General features: G+C 60.7%; 16 protein-coding genes. 5 read left to right on the forward strand and 11 right to left on the reverse strand.

All coding sequences use genetic code 11. From position 1 onward, the window contains the following. From HMPREF9720_RS11315 to HMPREF9720_RS11325, 3 genes are read left to right on the forward strand one after another with little or no spacing between them, the layout of a single operon-like run. The gene (locus HMPREF9720_RS11315; RefSeq protein WP_009598482.1) at positions 1 to 1,944 is read left to right on the forward strand and encodes an ATP-binding cassette domain-containing protein; all 1,944 of its coding nucleotides are present in this window, start codon (positions 1 to 3) and stop codon (positions 1,942 to 1,944) included. A gap of 2 nt (positions 1,945 to 1,946) precedes the next feature. Further along, complete coding sequence (locus tag HMPREF9720_RS11320) at positions 1,947 to 2,936, forward strand: hypothetical protein (RefSeq protein WP_009598534.1); 990 nt, start codon at positions 1,947 to 1,949, stop codon at positions 2,934 to 2,936. Continuing rightward, a complete protein-coding gene (locus HMPREF9720_RS11325; RefSeq protein ID WP_009598514.1) occupies positions 2,936 to 3,901 on the forward strand; it encodes a hypothetical protein in 966 nt (321 codons plus the stop codon). The genes HMPREF9720_RS11320 and HMPREF9720_RS11325 overlap by 1 nt, the downstream gene beginning before the upstream one ends. Positions 3,902 to 4,370: 469 nt before the next feature. Here the strand turns inward: HMPREF9720_RS11325 and tsf are convergent, their stop codons facing one another. From tsf to HMPREF9720_RS11385, 11 genes are all read right to left on the reverse strand, one after another. Then, a complete protein-coding gene (gene tsf, locus HMPREF9720_RS11330; RefSeq protein WP_014776337.1) occupies positions 4,371 to 5,201 on the reverse strand; it encodes a translation elongation factor Ts in 831 nt (276 codons plus the stop codon). 51 nt (positions 5,202 to 5,252) lie between these two features. Continuing rightward, positions 5,253 to 6,194, reverse strand: a complete 942-nt coding sequence (rpsB, locus tag HMPREF9720_RS11335) for a 30S ribosomal protein S2 (RefSeq protein ID WP_009598479.1) — start codon at positions 6,192 to 6,194, stop codon at positions 5,253 to 5,255. Between the two features lie 183 nt (positions 6,195 to 6,377). Next, a complete protein-coding gene (rpsI, locus tag HMPREF9720_RS11340; protein WP_009598525.1) occupies positions 6,378 to 6,764 on the reverse strand; it encodes a 30S ribosomal protein S9 in 387 nt (128 codons plus the stop codon). Between the two features lie 5 nt (positions 6,765 to 6,769). Continuing rightward, positions 6,770 to 7,225, reverse strand: coding sequence for a 50S ribosomal protein L13 (gene rplM / locus HMPREF9720_RS11345; protein ID WP_009598490.1), 456 nt, complete (start codon positions 7,223 to 7,225; stop codon positions 6,770 to 6,772). A gap of 377 nt (positions 7,226 to 7,602) precedes the next feature. Continuing rightward, the gene (locus tag HMPREF9720_RS11350; RefSeq protein WP_014776336.1) at positions 7,603 to 8,037 is read right to left on the reverse strand and encodes a DUF3592 domain-containing protein; all 435 of its coding nucleotides are present in this window, start codon (positions 8,035 to 8,037) and stop codon (positions 7,603 to 7,605) included. 327 nt (positions 8,038 to 8,364) lie between these two features. Then, a complete protein-coding gene (locus HMPREF9720_RS11360; protein WP_009598515.1) occupies positions 8,365 to 9,540 on the reverse strand; it encodes a sodium ion-translocating decarboxylase subunit beta in 1,176 nt (391 codons plus the stop codon). 4 nt (positions 9,541 to 9,544) lie between these two features. Continuing rightward, positions 9,545 to 10,000 (reverse strand): biotin/lipoyl-containing protein, encoded by a 456-nt coding sequence (locus HMPREF9720_RS11365; RefSeq protein WP_009598478.1) that lies wholly within the window; start codon positions 9,998 to 10,000, stop codon positions 9,545 to 9,547. Positions 10,001 to 10,149: 149 nt separating this feature from the next. Beyond that, complete coding sequence (locus HMPREF9720_RS11370) at positions 10,150 to 10,599, reverse strand: OadG family protein (RefSeq protein ID WP_009598471.1); 450 nt, start codon at positions 10,597 to 10,599, stop codon at positions 10,150 to 10,152. 1 nt (position 10,600) lies between these two features. Further along, positions 10,601 to 12,163: an acyl-CoA carboxylase subunit beta gene (locus tag HMPREF9720_RS11375; protein WP_009598470.1), complete on the reverse strand. Its 1,563-nt coding sequence runs from the start codon at positions 12,161 to 12,163 to the stop codon at positions 10,601 to 10,603. A gap of 168 nt (positions 12,164 to 12,331) precedes the next feature. After that, positions 12,332 to 12,742, reverse strand: coding sequence for a methylmalonyl-CoA epimerase (gene mce / locus HMPREF9720_RS11380; protein ID WP_009598511.1), 411 nt, complete (start codon positions 12,740 to 12,742; stop codon positions 12,332 to 12,334). 154 nt (positions 12,743 to 12,896) lie between these two features. After that, entirely contained in the window at positions 12,897 to 14,660 is a 1,764-nt protein-coding gene (locus tag HMPREF9720_RS11385; protein ID WP_009598500.1) for a glycosyltransferase, read from the reverse strand. A gap of 69 nt (positions 14,661 to 14,729) precedes the next feature. Between HMPREF9720_RS11385 and HMPREF9720_RS11390 the strand changes: the two genes are divergently transcribed. Together HMPREF9720_RS11390 and meaB are read left to right on the forward strand one after the other, a co-directional pair. Continuing rightward, the gene (locus HMPREF9720_RS11390; protein ID WP_039940556.1) at positions 14,730 to 15,200 is read left to right on the forward strand and encodes a TlpA family protein disulfide reductase; all 471 of its coding nucleotides are present in this window, start codon (positions 14,730 to 14,732) and stop codon (positions 15,198 to 15,200) included. 4 nt (positions 15,201 to 15,204) lie between these two features. Then, positions 15,205 to 16,320: a methylmalonyl Co-A mutase-associated GTPase MeaB gene (gene meaB / locus HMPREF9720_RS11395; protein WP_009598497.1), complete on the forward strand. Its 1,116-nt coding sequence runs from the start codon at positions 15,205 to 15,207 to the stop codon at positions 16,318 to 16,320. The last annotated feature ends 17 nt before the right edge of the window (positions 16,321 to 16,337 follow it).

The raw sequence follows: 16,337 nt of genomic DNA on the forward strand, positions 1-16,337 counted from the left end.
ATGAACGAAATCATCGGCATCATACCGCACAAATTCCGCCGCAGGGGCTTCGGCGTGGCCTGCACGCTGCTGCTGCGCGCAGGGCTGAACTTCCTCGGACTGGCCGTGCTGCTGCCCGTGCTGGCGCTGGCGCTCGACGCCCGGAGTCTCGACGGCGGCGGGCAGCTGGCCCGCATCTACACGGCGCTGGGCTTCACGTCGCCGCGCAGTTTCGCCCTGACGGTCTGCGCCGCCGTGGTGGCCGTTATCGTCCTCAAATGCCTGACAAATCTCTGGCTGGCGCGCATCGAGCGCAACTACATCTACGACCTCTACCGCACCCTTTCGCGGCGGCTCTACGTCACCTACCACGACCGGGGACTGCCGTTCGTCAAGTCGTCGAACTCGGCCGTGCTGGCCCGCAACGTCAATGTCGTCTGTCTGGCCTTCACGGCCGGCGTGCTGAAACCCGCCGCCGCCATCGCCGCCGAAGCGCTGCTGCTGGCGCTGCTTTTCGGGGCGCTGCTCTGGTACGCGCCCGTTGCGGCGGTTCTGACCGTTGCGGTCTTCCTGCCTTCGATCTGGATCTATTACGGCTTGGTGCGCAACCGCATCAACCGCTACGGCGAGCTGGAAAACAAGGCCCAGCGCGAAAAGGCGCGGCTCGTGGCCGAGACCTTCCGCGGCTATGCCGACATCGAGATCAACAACGCCTTCCCGATGATGCTCCGTTCGTTCGACCGGGCGATGGATCAGGTGATTCGCACGCGCCTGCGCGAAACGGCGATCGGCATGCTTCCGCAGGCCTTTACCGAAATCGGGCTGGCGCTGGGCATGGCCCTGCTGGTCGCGCTGAGTCTGGGCGCGGAAGAAGGACGCGCACAGCTGCTTTTCGGCGTCTTCGCCGTAGCCGCGCTGCGCCTGATGCCTTCGGTGCGCAGCATCATGGCGGGCTGGACCTCGATCAAGTACAACCGCTACACGATCGCCGTCCTGCGCGACGCAACGGCCGGGGACGAACCTTCCTCCGCATCGCCGGACACGCTCTCCGGAGCCGCCGAGAGAGCCGGGAAAGGCCCCCATACTGATGCCGCCGCTATCCCGCCGTCGGAATACTCCGCGGCGGAGAGCGGCGAGACCGCCCGCGGCAGGCGAACGGCTCCGGACAAACGAACCGCATCCGGCAGACAAACGGCTCCTTACGGACAAACAGCCCCGGCCAAACAGCCCTGCACCGCAAAATCAACGAAACCCGTTTCGGCCGGCGGCGCATCCGGAGCATGCGCGCCCGAAATACTGCCTTTCGAACATGAAATCGCCGTCCGCGACCTCGGCTTCCGCTTCGCGGACGACGGGCACGAGCTTTTCCGCGGTCTCACGCTCTCGATCCGCAAGGGCGAACGCATCGGCATCCGCGGCGCATCGGGCGCAGGGAAAACGACGCTTTTCAACCTGCTGCTGGGACTTTACGAACCGACCGGGGGCGAAATAACGATCGACGGCACGCCCCTCACCTCCGCCAACCGCCGCGCATGGCAAAACCGCATCGGCTACGTCTCGCAAAACCTTTTCATCGCCGACGGAAGCTTCGCGGCCAACGTCGCGCTGGGCGTTCCCGACGACGAAATCGACCGCGGCCGCGTGGCCGAAGCGCTGGAAGCCGCCCGGCTCGGAGAGTTCGTCGCGGGACTTTCCAAAGGCATGGACACCCATGTCGGCGAATGCGGCTGCCGCCTTTCGGGCGGACAGCGCCAGCGCATCGGCATCGCCCGCGCGCTCTACCGCCGGGCCGACGTGCTCTTCTTCGACGAGGCGACCTCGGCGCTCGACAGCCGCACCGAGGAGGAGATCAACCGTTCGGTCGCCGAGCTGGCGGCGCGCGACAAGGGGCTGACGCTGGTGGTTATCGCCCACCGCGAAAGCTCGCTCGAATACTGCACCCGAATCATCACAATAGGAGAATAATTATGGAATACATCATAGCAGGCATACGCATCGCCGTCCCGCAGGAATTCACCGCAGGGTCTTTCGGCATGGCGCTGGCGCCCTTCGCCGCCGCAGACAAAGGCCCGGCCGGCCTGAGCGTCGAAACCCGCAGCGAAATCCGCCAAGCGGACGGCTACCGCGAACTCGACGAATTCGACTTCGCCGATGCCGACGCCGACTGCCGTTTCGGCCGCGACGCGGAGGGTTACCTGCTCACCATGACGCCGCGCGACGGCAGCGCCGCCGCCCGTTTCCGCAAGGCGTTCGGCGCACCGCTCGTCACGACCGACGTCACACTGCGGCATAACCCGGCGCTGTTCCGCTTCGGACTATGGTCGATGTTCAACATCGCCGCCGTGGCGCGGCAGGCCGTAGCCATCCATTCGTCGGTCATCAGCCTGAACGACGGGGCCGTGCTGTTCCTCGGCGAATCGGGCACCGGCAAAAGCACCCACACCCGCCTGTGGCGTGAACATATCCCCGGCGCGGAGCTGCTCAACGACGACAGTCCGATCGTCCGCATCGTGCAGACCGCAGATGCAGACCCGATTTGCGGAGCCGTCCAAAATCCGGCGAACGCCCCCGCAGCTGCGGCTGAAACTCCGGACGCAAGCGCAGCGACAACCGGCGCCCCAAAACCGCAGGCCATGGTCTTCGGTGCGCCGTGGAGCGGGAAAACGCCCTGCTACCGCAACGTATGCCAGCCGATCCGGGCCATCGTACGGCTGTCACAGGCTCCGCACAACCGGATTCGCCGCCTGCGGGCGATCGAGGCCATCGGCGCGCTGCTGCCCTCGTGCCCGCCGTCGTTCGCCCACGACGAAACGCTGGAAGACGCCGTATGCGCAACCGTCTCGGCCGTGGTGGCGCAGGTCCCAGTCTACCACCTCGAATGCCGGCCCGACGCGGCGGCGGCCGAACTGGCCTGCCGCACGATTTTCGGCGGCGAATCCGCAAATCCCCGCCCGTGATGCAGCTTTCGAACCGTCTGTTTTTCGAGCAGGTCGAAGCGATGCTCGCCGAAGGACACGAAGTCCAGATCCGCATGAAGGGCCACAGCATGCGGCCCCTGCTGCGCAGCGAACGCGACATCGCAGTACTGACTCCGATCGCCCGATACACCGGAAATTCCGAAACGGCGGCAGCCGCCCGAAAGCAAAACAGGCTCGCGCGAAACGAAACCGCCCCCGACACCGCCGCAAATTCCCACCCCGACCGTCTTCCCTCCGGAAGTCAGGCCCTGCAACCGGGCGACGTGGTGCTGTTCCGCTGCGAAGGACGCCATATCCTCCACCGCATTCTCCGCATCGAACCGGAGAGCGGGGAGATGCCCCCGCAATCGGCAAACACGACGGTAGAGACAATAACAAAGACACCGGAAGCGTCGGCAATACCAACGGCCGCAACAACGGAAGCGGCGGCAACGGCCGCGACGCCATCGGCAACCGAAGCGTCGGCAATACCAACGGCCGCAACAACGGAAGCGGCGACAACAGCAACGCCATCGGCAACCATAGTAACAGCCGCGACGCCATCGACAACAGCTGCGGCGACAACAGCCTCCGACGCCGGAGATACTCCCGCTCCGCTCCCCGCGCTCCGGGAAACCGGCAAGGCGACCCCTCCGCTTCCGGCACGCCCCGAAAATTCCGAAAATCCCCAAGCGACCAGCAATCCCGGCCAAACACCCGCAGAAACGGCACCTGCCCCGCCCCGGCTTCGTTTCACCCTCGCAGGCGACGGCAACCACCGGATGACCGAACATTGCGCAGCGACAGACATAGCGGCCGTTATGACGGCTGTCATCCGCCCTTCCGGCCGCATCGTCTCCACCGCTTCCCGCCGGTGGCGACGACAGTCCCGCTGTTGGCTGACGCTGCCCGCCGCCGTCAGACGCTTCATCCTGCGGGCGCTCTGGCGGCTGGGGATCAGATAGAACCGGGATTTGCGGCATCCGAAAAAGTCTTGAAAACAGAGCGTGAATAACCGGGAAAGCGCCTTTCGGTCGTTTCCGACCGATTGGCCGAAAAGATCGGGCGCAACCGGAGACGACGCAAAAACAGCCGACGACATAATACAGCCGGGCAAAACAGACAATCGAGAACAACCGGAAAACGCTCCGGGAAAATCCGGACAGCGTTATTTCCGGCAAGCGCAAAACGCCGTACGTTCGTTCGGCATAAGGACACAAGAAACCGCCAAGCCGACACCCTTCGGCAATCGCCATTCGGCTTCTTTCCGGCCGCTGCCGACTATACGTCAGGCATACTCCGCACAGAAGCCGGCCTCCTATGAAACACCCTATAAAAGGCTCCCACAAGACCATACACACGAAAAGACCGGAACTCATCGAAGAGTTCCGGTCTTTCACAATATACGAACGGTCTTGCCGTCCTTCGGTCGGATTATTCGCCCAGTGCGAAACGCTTGTAAGCGATAACCGTCGCCTCTTTGTCAGCCTTGTGGATGAAGTCGGCGATCGACTCCTTCTCGCCCACTACGGCCTGAGCCAGCAGCGTGTTCTCCTCGAAGAACTTGCGCATCTTGCCTTCGGCGATCTTCTCAAGGATGGCTTCGGGCTTGTTGGCGTTCTTGGGGTCCTGCTTCATCGCCTCGACGGCGATCTTGCGCTCATGCTCCACAACCTCTGCGGGGCAGTCGGCCTCCGAGATCGACACGGGAGCCATAGCCGTGGCCTGCATGGCGACGGTGTGGGCAACCTCTGCCGGAACCTCCTTGTTGAAGCCGAGAATCGTACCGAGCTTCTTGTTGAAGTGTACGTAAGCAGCGCAGTAGGGAGCCTCGATGCGGGCATAGTATGCCAACTCGATCTTCTCACCCGTCTGACCCGATTTCTCGGTCACCATCTCCTCGACGGTGTGGCCTTCGGCGTTCTTGGCAGCCATCAGGGCGTCGCGGTCTGCGGCGTCGCTGTTTACGGCAACCTCCAGCATCGCCTCGGCCGAAGCGGTATATTCTGCATTCTGAGCCACGAAGTCGGTCTCGCACGCCAAGCAGAGGATATAGGCCTTCTGACCTACGATCTTCGTAACGACGACACCCTCGGTAGCGGTGCGGTCGGCACGCTTGGCAACGACGAGCTTACCTTTCTCGCGGATAATGTCCTGAGCGCGTGCAAAGTCACCTTCGGCTTCGATCAGGGCTTTCTTGCAGTCCATCATACCGGCACCGGTCATCTTGCGGAGCTTCATTACATCAGCAGCTTTGATTTCCATAATACTTTTCCTTTCTTTTAGGTGATTAATTTCTTTTCCCAAAGGCCCGAATTACTCGGCCTTGGCCTCGGCAACCTCCTCGGCTGCAACCGCAGCGGCCTCCTCGGCAACAACGGCAGCTTCTTCGGCCGCAACCTCAGCAGGCTCCTCGAACGGAGTCTCGACAGCGGCTACGACGTCGGCTACGGCGGCCTCCTCGGCATCGATAGCGGCCTTCACGGCTTTCTTGATGCGGGGTTTGCCCTCCTTCTTCACGGGAGCGTCGGCACCGGCCTCAGCCTCCTGCGCCTCCTTCTCCTTTTCGAGCTTGCGCTCTTCGGTACCTTCGGCGATAGCGCTGCACATGGCATCGAGCACTACGGCAATCGATTTGGTGGCATCGTCATTTGCAGGGATAACGTAATCAATGTCGGTCGGATCACAACAAGTGTCTACCATTGCAAATACGGGGATGCTCAGGCGCTTGGCCTCTTTTACCGCATTCGACTCCTTCTGTACGTCAACGACGAACAGGGCGGCCGGAAGGCGCGTCAGGTCGGCGATGGAACCGAGGTTCTTCTCAAGTTTCGCGCGCTGGCGTGCGATCTGAAGTTTCTCGCGCTTGGAAAAATTATCGAACGTGCCGTCACTGTTCATCTTGTCGATGGTCGACATTTTCTTGACGGCTTTACGTATGGTGGGGAAGTTTGTCAGCATACCGCCGGCCCAACGTTCCGTAACGTAAGGCATACCGACGGCTGCCACCTTTTCGGCAACGATCTCCTTAGCTTGTTTCTTGGTGGCTACGAACAGCACGCGGCGACCGCTCTTGGCGATCTGCTTGATGGCTGCAGCGGCCTCATCGATCTTCAGCACGGTCTTGTGCAGGTCGATGATGTGGATGCCGTTCTTCTCCATGAAGATGTAAGGAGCCATTTTAGGGTTCCATTTGCGCTTCAGGTGACCGAAGTGCGCACCGGCTTCCAGTAATGTATTAAAATCTGTACGTGACATTTTAATTCAATGTGTTTAATAATTTTAATTCTCTTTTCTTCAATCCGGCGGGTAGCGGCCTTGCCGGTCCCGCGGATTTTCCGCGGCGGGGCAACCTGAAGGTAATACGCGATATATATAATATATAGGTAGTCGTTCCGGTTTGTAACCCTCGCCGTGCCTGCCGAAAATAGGTCGTTCGGATTAACGCTTGCTGAACTGGAACTTGCGGCGTGCTCCGGGCTGACCGGGCTTCTTACGCTCAACCTCGCGGGGATCGCGCGTGAGGAATCCGGCCTTCTTCAGTACCGGACGCATCTCGGCGTCGATTTCGCACAATGCGCGTGCGATGCCCAAGCGAGCGGCCGAAGCCTGTCCCGTGATACCTCCGCCATCGAGGTTGATGGCGATGTCGTAATTCTCCACGGTGTTGGTAGCCAGCAGCGGCTGCTTCACCTGATACTGGAGAATTTCGAGCGGGAAGTAAACTTCAAGCGCTTTGCGGTTGATTGTAATCTGACCCTTACCCGGCTTCACGTATACGCGAGCCACAGCGGCCTTACGACGACCTACGGTGTTTACAACTTCCATAACTCTTACTTAATCTCGTTTAATTTAATGGTCTTCGGGTTCTGCGCGGCGTGCGGATGCTCCGAGCCGGCGTATACCTTCAGGTTTTTGAGCAGGGCGGCGCCCAGACGGGTGCGGGGCAGCATGCCCTTGACTGCTTTTTCGACGATGAACGTCGGTTTCTTTGCCAGATAGTCGGCCGGGGTAGCGAAACGCTGGCCGCCGGGATATCCGGTGTGACGCGTGTAGACCTTCTCGGTCATCTTGTTGCCCGTGAGCTTCACCTTCTCCGCATTGATGACGATGACGTAGTCACCGCAATCCACGTGGGGCGTGTAGCTGGGCTTGTTCTTGCCTCGGAGGATCTTCGCGATCTGCGATGCAAGACGTCCCAATACCTCGTTCGTAGCGTCGATGACGATCCATTCCTTGGTCACCGTCGATGCATTGGCCGAGATAGTCTTGTAGCTTAATGAATCCACTTTGTTTTACGTTTAATTTAACTTATTGTAATCCGTTTCCCGCACGAAAGCGGGTGCGCAAAGGTACGAAAAAGTTTCCGAACTGCAAAAACAAATAAATCCGAAAAACAAAAAACTTGAACAATCGCCGAAAAATTCTTATTTTAAGGCAATTAAAGTCCCGGCAACAGCTAAAAAAGCATGCCGCGAACGCACCGAAGGCCGGAGCAGCGGGCACGGCAATGGAGACAGGGCGGGTCACGCCGCCGCACGGCGGGCACGGCTGCGGAAACGGGACGGGGCATGCCGCCGCACGGCAGACACGACAATGGAGACGGGGACGGATCAGGACGGGTCAGGACGCCGAACGGCGGGCACGGCCACGGAGACAGGAGGAATCAGGATGCCGAACGACGGGCGCGGCTGCGCGGCCGGGGCCGTATCACCCTGTATTTGCCGCCCTCGCTGCGGACCAAGCGATGTACGTCGGGATCGTCCGGCAGATAACGCACGACGACCGAATCGCCGATGCGGGCCGTCATGAGATTTTCCGTTTTGCGGACCTTGCCGGTATAATCGGTCCCGCCCACCCTGAACCGGTATCTGAAATAATAGACGGTGCGCTTTTCACGGAAATTGCGGTGCATCCGTCCCCGGTATCCGGGCCGGTATCCGACGCATTCGGTCCGCGAAAAACTCGCGGTGAGCACCGCACGGGTCTCCGCCCCATCGGCATCCAGCCGCTTTTTCACATAGCCGGAATACGCCACGGCCGCCCCGATCAGCATCCCGAAGAGACATACCCCCAGCAATATCCACTTCACCCGGTTCATAAAAACGTTTTTTCAGTTTGCAAAAATACGAAAAACAGCGAAAACATACAAAGGAGAAATTGCAAGTCCGTCGCCCGCACATCCCCCACAACCACAACCACAACCACAACCGCCCCCCCAACTGCAACAACTCCAACTCCAACCGCACCCGCCTCCCCCGGCATCTGCGAACTCCGTCCCGTACCCCCGGCCCTCACACTGAAAACTCCGGCCACGAACACCGAAACTCCGACTCCGCCTTGTCGCACGAAAAGAGGGCTTCGGCAACCCGAAACCCTCTTTTACACCGGACGGCCCCGAAGCCGTCCCTGTCAATATCGAAATCCCCTATCCGAGGAACGAGAGCAGAATACCTGCGGCGACTGCCGACCCGACCACACCGGCCACATTGGGACCCATGGCGTGCATCAGCAGGTAGTTCGAACGGTCGTAGCGGATACCCATATCCTGCGACACGCGCGCGGCGGCCGGAACGGCCGAAACGCCAGCATTGCCGATCAACGGGTTGATCTTGTTGCCCTCCTTCAGGAAGAGGTTCATCAACTTGACGAACAGCACGCCGCCCATCGTGGCGATGAAGAACGAGCATGCACCCAGCACGAAGATACCCAGCGTCTTGGGAGTCAGGAAGACCGACGCCTGCGTCGAAGCTCCCACCGTGATGCCGATCAGGATCGTCATGATGTCGATCAGCTGGTTGCTGGCCGTGGTGGCCAGACGCTTCACCACACCCGACTCCTTCAGAAGGTTGCCCAAGAAGAGCATACCCAGCAGCGGAATCGCGTCAGGCACGACGAACGTCGTCAGCAGGAAACCGATGATCGGGAAGAGAATCTTCTCGGTGGAGGAGACGGCACGCGGCGGACGCATCTTGATAAGGCGTTCGCGCGACGAGGTCAGCAGACGCATCACGGGCGGCTGGATGACCGGTACGAGAGCCATGTACGAATAGGCGCAGATAGCTATGGCGCCCATGTACTCCGGAGCCAGACGGCTCGTCAGGAAGATGGCCGTAGGACCGTCGGCGCCGCCGATGATGGCGATCGAACCGGCCTCATTGGCCGGGAATCCGAGCGCCAGAGCGCCCATGTAGGCCGCGAAGATACCGATCTGCGCAGCAGCGCCGATAAGCATCAGCTTGGGGTTCGAAATCAGCGACGAGAAGTCGGTCATGGCGCCCACGCCGAGGAAGATCAGCGGCGGGTAGACGCCGTAACGGACGCCGAAATAGAGGTAGTTGAGCACCGAGCCTTCCTCATAGATGCCGATTCCGTGGCCGGTCACCATCGGGATATTGCCGATGATGATACCGAAGCCGATCGGCACCAGAAGCATAGGCTCGAACTTGTGTTTGATGGCAAGATAGAGGAAGAAGCACCCCACGGCGATCATGATGAGGTACTTGTAGCCGCCCTCCTGCAGGAAGAGCTGCGCAAATCCCGTCTCGTGCACGAACTTGGATACGCTTTCGCCGAGGAACGACGATGAAAGGAAGTCTAACATACGCCTATCCGAGAGTTATGAGCACGTCGCCCTCCAGCACGGAGTCGCCGCGGTTGACTTTGATCGACTTGACAACGCCGGCGCGGTCGCTGTCGATATTGTTCTCCATCTTCATGGCTTCGAGCACCACCAGCGTCTGGCCGACGGCCACCGTGTCGCCCTCCTTGATCCGGATGTCGAGGATGACGCCCGGCAGCGGGCTTTTCACGGGCGACTCGCCCGCAGCCGCAGGAGCCGCCGCGGCAGGCTTCGTAACCGGAACGGTCGAAGGCTGCACGGGATGCGAAGCGGGAACGGCCGCCACCTGAGGTTTGGCCGCCACGCTGGGTTTCACGGTCGTGTCGAGCACCTCGACCGAATAGGAGGCGCCGTTGACGATCACATCGGCCTCGGTGTCGTTGAGAATCTCGATGCCGACGGTGTAGTCGTTACCGTTGATTTTGAAATTGTATTCTTTCATAAAATTCGTTTGTTTAATTCCGCGCCGTCTTCCGGTTCCGGACCGCAGTCCCGGTTCCGGCGTTCGCACCGATCGGGACCGCCCCGGCGGGGCCGGCATGCCTGCGGCGGAAAGCGGATTTCGGACGGCTTGCGGAGCGCTCTCTAAATTTATTTTCTGATTCGTTCGGGCATCGGGGTCAGACCGTGGATTTTCGAGCTCCACGGCGAGTAGACGCGCGCCACCTTGTTGATAGTAATCACGTCGCTCTCACGGTCGTGCATCTCGGCCTTGTTGAGCTTCACGGCCAGCGCGATGGCGGCGATGATCTCGCCGTTGACCACGCTGTCGCAGCCCGCAGGCACCGAGACCTTCATGTCGTCGACCAGCATGCCGCGGGTCTTCGACTTGGCGGCCTTCTTCTGCGCGCTCTTCACCATGACTTTGGCGAAAAGCTGGATCAGCAGAAAGAGGACGATCAGCGCCGAAAGCACCGTCACCACCGAAACGATCGTAACGTAGATGCCGACGGGGTCCTTGTCGAGGATCGTATCGGCGCCTTTGGCCGAAGCAGCCAAAGCCGCGAAGAGCAATCCTGCTGTTAAAATCGCACGCTTCATACTACAACGGAATGTTAGAGTGTTTCTTGGCCGGGTTCTGCAGGCGTTTGGTAGAGAGCGACTGCAGGGCGCGGATGATGCGGAAACGCGTGTTGCGCGGCTCGATCACGTCGTCGATATAGCCGTAGCGGGCGGCGTTGTAGGGGTTCGAGAACTTGTCGTTGTACTCCTTCTCCTTTTCGGCCACGAACTTGGCTTTCTCTTCGGGCGATTCGATCGCTGCGACCTCCTTGCCGTAGAGCACCTCGACGGCACCGCTGGCGCCCATCACGGCGATCTCGGCCGTCGGCCATGCGTAGTTGATGTCGCCGCGGATGTGCTTCGACGACATCACGATATATGCGCCGCCGTAAGCCTTGCGCAGCGTAACGGTAACCTTGGGAACCGTAGCCTCGCAGTATGCGAAGAGCAGTTTCGCGCCGTGGGTAATGACGCCGCCGTACTCCTGCGTCGTACCCGGCAGGAAGCCCGGAACGTCCACGAGGGTCACGATCGGAATGTTGAACGCGTCGCAGAAGCGGATGAAGCGCGCGGCCTTGCGGCTGGCATTGATATCGAGCACGCCGGCCATGAACTTGGGCTGGTTGGCGACGATGCCCACGCTCTGGCCGTTGAAACGGGCGAAGCAGGTGATGATGTTCTTGGCATAGCCGGGAGCCGACTCCAGATACTCGCCGTTATCGACGATCGCCTTGATGACCTCCGACATGTCGTAGGGCTTGTTGGCGCTGTCAGGAACGATCTCGTTGAGCGAATCCTCCAGACGGGTGATCTTGTCGGTGCAGACCGCCAGCGGAGCGTCCTCCATGTTGTTCTGCGGCATATAGGAAATGAGCTTGCGGATCAGCGCGATGCCCTCCTCCTCGGTATCTACGGCGAACTGCGCCACGCCCGATTTGGTGGTGTGCATCGTGGCGCCTCCCAGCTGCTCCTGCGTCACGTCCTCGCCCGTCACGGTCTTCACGACCTTCGGGCCCGTGAGGAACATGTTCGACGTCTCCTTCTTCATGATGATGAAGTCGGTCAGCGCGGGCGAATAGACGGCGCCGCCGGCGCAGGGACCGAAGATGGCCGAAATCTGCGGAATCACGCCCGACGACATCACGTTGCGCTGGAAAATGTTGGCGTAGCCGGCCAGCGCGTTGACACCCTCCTGAATTCGGGCGCCGCCCGAATCGTTGATGCCGATGCAGGGCGCGCCGTTGCGCAGCGCCATGTCCATCACCTTGCAGATCTTGTCCGACATCGACAGTGACAGCGAACCCGCCGTTACCGTAAAGTCCTGTGCGAAGACATAGACCAGACGTCCGTCGATCGTACCGTACCCCGTCACGACGCCGTCGCCGAAGGTGTGGCTCTTGTCCATGCCGAAATCATAGCAGCGGTGCGTCACGAACATGTCGAACTCCTCGAAGGAGCCTTCGTCGAGCAGCATCTGGATACGCTCGCGGGCCGTGAACTTGCCCTTGGCATGCTGGGCGTCGATACGCTTCTGACCGCCTCCGAGACGTGCGGTGGCACGGTTCTCGATGAGCTGGTTGATTTTGTTTTGAATTTCACTCATAAGTATGTAGGTTTGTAATTTTCCCGAACCCCGGAATTCCCCGGCAGGTATCGCCCGCGGCCTGCTGCCGCGTTTACAGGTCTGACCCCACCCTAAATCCATCCCAAGGGAGGGACTTCTGTTCCGCCTTTGGCGGAATTCGGAGATTCCGTAATATTCCTTTTTACACTATTTGTTCTTATTCTCGCAAAGCTCGGTGAGGATGCCCTGCGTCGATTTGGGGTGCAGGAAGGCGATGGTCATGCCCTCGGCGCCCTTGCGCGGGGTTTTGTCGATCAGGCGGATGCCCTTGGCCTCGGCGTCGGCGAGCTGCTCCTCGATATTCTCGCAGGCAAGCGCCATGTGATGAATGCCGACACCGCGGTTTTCGATGTACTTGGCGATGGTAGACTCCTCCGAAGTGGGCTCCAGCAGTTCGATCTTGGTCTGACCGAGCATGAAGAACGCCGTGCGGACCTTCTGGTCTGCGACCTCTTCGACGGCATAGCACTTCAGGCCCAAAACGTTCTCCCAATAGGGAATTGCTTCATCGAGGCTCTTCACCGCGATGCCAAGATGCTCGATATGAGAAACTTTCATAGCAAAATATTAATTTAAGTTAGTGGATGTTCCGTGTCATTTCAAGGCACTGTTATAAAACGAACACAAAGATAGGGCATTAAATTCGAAATCCCCAAGCCTTTTATCGTATTTTTTTCGGAATATCTGTCACTTTTCGGGCCGGCCGCGCGCTTCACAACGAAGTGTAAATATCGATCAGACGGCGGGCGACGGCGTATTCCGAAAAAAGCTCGGCGCGGCGGCGTTCGCGCCGGCGCATTTCGCTGCGGAAGGTCTCGTCCCAGAGCACGTTTTCCAATGCCGCGGTGACCTCTCCCACCGCTTCGGGATCGACATAAACTGCCGCGTCTCCGGCCGCTTCGCGGTTGAGCCGCGTATCGCTCAGCACTATCGGCAGCCCGGCCCTCAGCGCTTCGACCACGGGCACGATCGAAGCCTCGATTTCGGCGTCGGGCAGGTAGACGAAAGTCCGGGCCAGCCGGAACAGCGCCGGCAGGTCTTCGGGCGAAAGTTCGTAGATGAAATCCACCCGCGCCGCCATATGCCGCTCACGTGCATAGCCCAGCAGGAAGTCGGCATACGCCGTGCGGCGGCCGCACACCACAACTCCGACGCGCTGCGGCAGCGGAGGTCGGCCGTCGGTTCCGGCAGCGCCCCGCCGCCCTGCGGCAACGGCGGCGTCACTGCGCCCCGCATCCGCAACGGACACACCGACGTCGCGGCCCGCATCTCCGACGGATGTACGGGCACTGCGGCAAACACCTTCGACCGACATGTCGGCACCGCGGTCCGCGGCCCCACTGGCTTCGCCGACTCCAACGACTCCGGCGGTTTCGTCGGTTCCGTCGGTTCCGGCGCCGCCGCTCCGAGCGGTCCCGTCCGCCGGGCGGACACGCTCCCGACCAGCAGGGGCGAACTCCGCGACCGTATTCCGGTTCGCATCCGGAGTGTCCTCACCGACGCCGCGCATTGCCAACCCGGCCCCAGCTTCCACGTCGCCGTACCCTCCGACGCCATCCGACGCCGTATCGTCGCGCCAGCCTGCATTTTCAGGATTCAGGTCCCCGCCGCCGTCCGGCTCCCGCACGGATCGCGCAACAGTCTCCGCAAAAGCCCCCGCTTCCGCAACCGATTCCACATTCCGTCCGGCTGCCCGCTCCCCGGTTCGCTCCGCAGCACCTCCTGCAGGTTGTTCCCCGGTCCGCGCCCCGGTTCGCATCCCAGTTTCCGCCCCAGCTTCAGTCCCGGTTTCCGCCCCGGTTTCTGTCCCAGCTTCCGTCCCGCTTTGCATCCCGGCTTGCGCCCCGGTTCGCTCCGCAGCCCGCACCTCAGTCCGTTCCGCTGCCGCCGGCATCTCCGCCCCTCTCGTTTCGAGCATCTCGCGCTCCCGCTCCCGGAGCAGGGCCAGCGCCTCGAACAGCACCTCCTGATTGTGGCGCGGCTCGACCGTCCCCAGCATCAGCACGAAATCGCGCGGCAGAGCATATTTGCGCCGCACGCCTTCCAGCTCGGCGCCGTCGGGCGGATTCTGCGGCATACGCGCCGCGAGCGGCATCACGACCTCGATCCTGCCGGGGTCGATCCGCAGCCGGTCCGAAAGTTCCTCCCGCGCGTCGCGGTTGACCGTAATCACCCGGCTGGCCGAACGCAGCATCCGCCGGTATAGGCGCAGCAGCACCAGCCGCTCGCCCAGCGAATAGAGATGCGGGTAGCGCAGGAAATTGAGGTTGTGGACCGTCATGACGCACGGTATGCGGCGCAGCAGCACCGGAAAGGGAAGTCCGGGCCGGAAGCCGTGGTAGAGGTCGAACTCCTTACAGCGCTTTCCGTCAATGATATATTCATGCTCCGGGGCATACTCGGCCAAAAGTCTGGCAAGGTGTTGGGAATAGGTTCCGGCAGGTGCGGCCGGGGTGTCGTCGAATCCGATTTTCATAAGTCCAAGTAAAAAATTTCGTCTATGTGGCAAATAATTGTTATCTTCGCTAAAAATAAGTCCGCTCTTATGAAGAAAGTACTGCTTATTTTACTCTTCGCGGCCCTGCTGCCTTTTGCGGCGGCCGACGCGCAGAATATCGCTCTGGGCGAGCGTGTGCCCGAACTGAAAGTCCCGGCATGGCTCGACGGACAGAAACCCGCAGCCACGCCGCGGCTGACCTACGTCGAGTTCTTCCAGTCGTCGAACGCGGCCTGCATCACGTCGCTCAAACAGCTCCGGGCGATGACGGACAAATTGGGTACCAAACTGCGCGTGGTTGTCATAACGCAGGAAAAAGAGGACAAAATAGGCCCCCTGCTCAGACCCTACCTATCGCCGCAAATCTCCGTGGCGATAGACGCCGGAGGCAAGATCTTCACGGCGTTCGGCGTGCAGTACGTTCCGTTCGGGGTGCTGGTCGATTCCAAAAACAGGGCGCTCTGGCAGGGAAATTCACTTCACCTGACACCCGAAATCATCGATAAATCAAGCAAATAACAACATGTCTTTCACCAAGATAAACCATTACGAAAAAGAGTACGCCGACATGCACCACGACACGGCTCTGAACGTCACCGAAGGCGTTGAAGATCAGCCGATCGTAAACCCTTACTTCACGCGCCGCAAGAAGCCGAAGCTCTCGACCGACCAATACGTCGAGGGCATTCTCGCCGGCAACATCACCACCCTTTCGCAGGCCATCACGCTCATCGAGTCCAACAACCCTGCGCACTACGCGCAGGCGCAGGAGATCATCGAGCGCTGCCTGCCGCACGCCGGGAAATCGGTCCGCATCGGCATCACGGGCGTCCCCGGAGCCGGAAAATCGACCTTCATCGAAGCCGTCGGCAACATGGTCACCTCGCTGCGGCACAAGCTCGCCGTGCTGGCCATCGACCCTTCGTCGGAACGCAGCGGCGGCTCGATTCTCGGCGACAAAACCCGCATGGAGAGCATTTCGGGCAATCCCGACGTCTTCATCCGCCCTTCGCCCTCGGCGGGATCGCTGGGCGGCGTGGCCCGCAAGACGCGCGAGACAATCGTGCTGTGCGAAGCCGCGGGATTCGACGTGATCTTCATCGAGACGGTGGGCGTCGGACAGTCCGAAACGGCCGTACATTCGATGGTCGACATGTTCATGCTGCTGCAGATTTCGGGCGCGGGCGACGAGCTGCAGGGCATCAAGCGCGGCATCATGGAGATGGCCGACATCATGGTAATCACCAAGGCCGACGGCGAAAACATCCACAAGGCCGAACTCGCCAAAACCCAGTTTCAGGGGGCGCTGCGGCTCTTCCCTCTGCCGGAATCGGGCTGGCGGCCCAAAGTCTACACCTGCTCGGCCGTAGCCGGAACGGGACTGGAAGAGGTATGGAAAGGCGTCGAAGAGTTCCTCGACCACATCGAGGCCAACGGCTACTTCCGACACAACCGCAACCGCCAGAACAAATACTGGATGTACGAGTCGATCAACGAAGTGCTGCGCAACTCGTTCTACCACGATCCCGCGGTCGAATCGCGCATCGCCGAATACGAACAGCGCGTGCTGGACGACAAGATCTCGTCGTTCATCGCCGCCAAAGAGCTGCTGGACATCTATTTCAAGGACCTGAAATAGTCCTCCGGCCGACGCAC

It is taken from the genome of Alistipes sp. HGB5, assembly GCF_000183485.2.
Classification (GTDB): Bacteria; Bacteroidota; Bacteroidia; order Bacteroidales; family Rikenellaceae; genus Alistipes; species Alistipes finegoldii.

Coding starts and splice junctions, on each gene's coding strand:
- HMPREF9720_RS11315 (WP_009598482.1), top strand. CDS start 1: ATGAACGAAATCATCGGCATCATACCGCACAAATTCCGCCGCAGGGGC.
- HMPREF9720_RS11320 (WP_009598534.1), top strand. CDS start 1,947: ATGGAATACATCATAGCAGGCATACGCATCGCCGTCCCGCAGGAATTC.
- HMPREF9720_RS11325 (WP_009598514.1), top strand. CDS start 2,936: ATGCAGCTTTCGAACCGTCTGTTTTTCGAGCAGGTCGAAGCGATGCTC.
- tsf (WP_014776337.1), bottom strand. CDS start 5,201: ATGGAAATCAAAGCTGCTGATGTAATGAAGCTCCGCAAGATGACCGGT.
- rpsB (WP_009598479.1), bottom strand. CDS start 6,194: ATGTCACGTACAGATTTTAATACATTACTGGAAGCCGGTGCGCACTTC.
- rpsI (WP_009598525.1), bottom strand. CDS start 6,764: ATGGAAGTTGTAAACACCGTAGGTCGTCGTAAGGCCGCTGTGGCTCGC.
- HMPREF9720_RS11350 (WP_014776336.1), bottom strand. CDS start 8,037: ATGAACCGGGTGAAGTGGATATTGCTGGGGGTATGTCTCTTCGGGATG.
- HMPREF9720_RS11360 (WP_009598515.1), bottom strand. CDS start 9,540: ATGTTAGACTTCCTTTCATCGTCGTTCCTCGGCGAAAGCGTATCCAAG.
- HMPREF9720_RS11365 (WP_009598478.1), bottom strand. CDS start 10,000: ATGAAAGAATACAATTTCAAAATCAACGGTAACGACTACACCGTCGGC.
- HMPREF9720_RS11370 (WP_009598471.1), bottom strand. CDS start 10,599: ATGAAGCGTGCGATTTTAACAGCAGGATTGCTCTTCGCGGCTTTGGCT.
- HMPREF9720_RS11375 (WP_009598470.1), bottom strand. CDS start 12,163: ATGAGTGAAATTCAAAACAAAATCAACCAGCTCATCGAGAACCGTGCC.
- mce (WP_009598511.1), bottom strand. CDS start 12,742: ATGAAAGTTTCTCATATCGAGCATCTTGGCATCGCGGTGAAGAGCCTC.
- HMPREF9720_RS11385 (WP_009598500.1), bottom strand. CDS start 14,660: ATGAAAATCGGATTCGACGACACCCCGGCCGCACCTGCCGGAACCTAT.
- HMPREF9720_RS11390 (WP_039940556.1), top strand. CDS start 14,730: ATGAAGAAAGTACTGCTTATTTTACTCTTCGCGGCCCTGCTGCCTTTT.
- meaB (WP_009598497.1), top strand. CDS start 15,205: ATGTCTTTCACCAAGATAAACCATTACGAAAAAGAGTACGCCGACATG.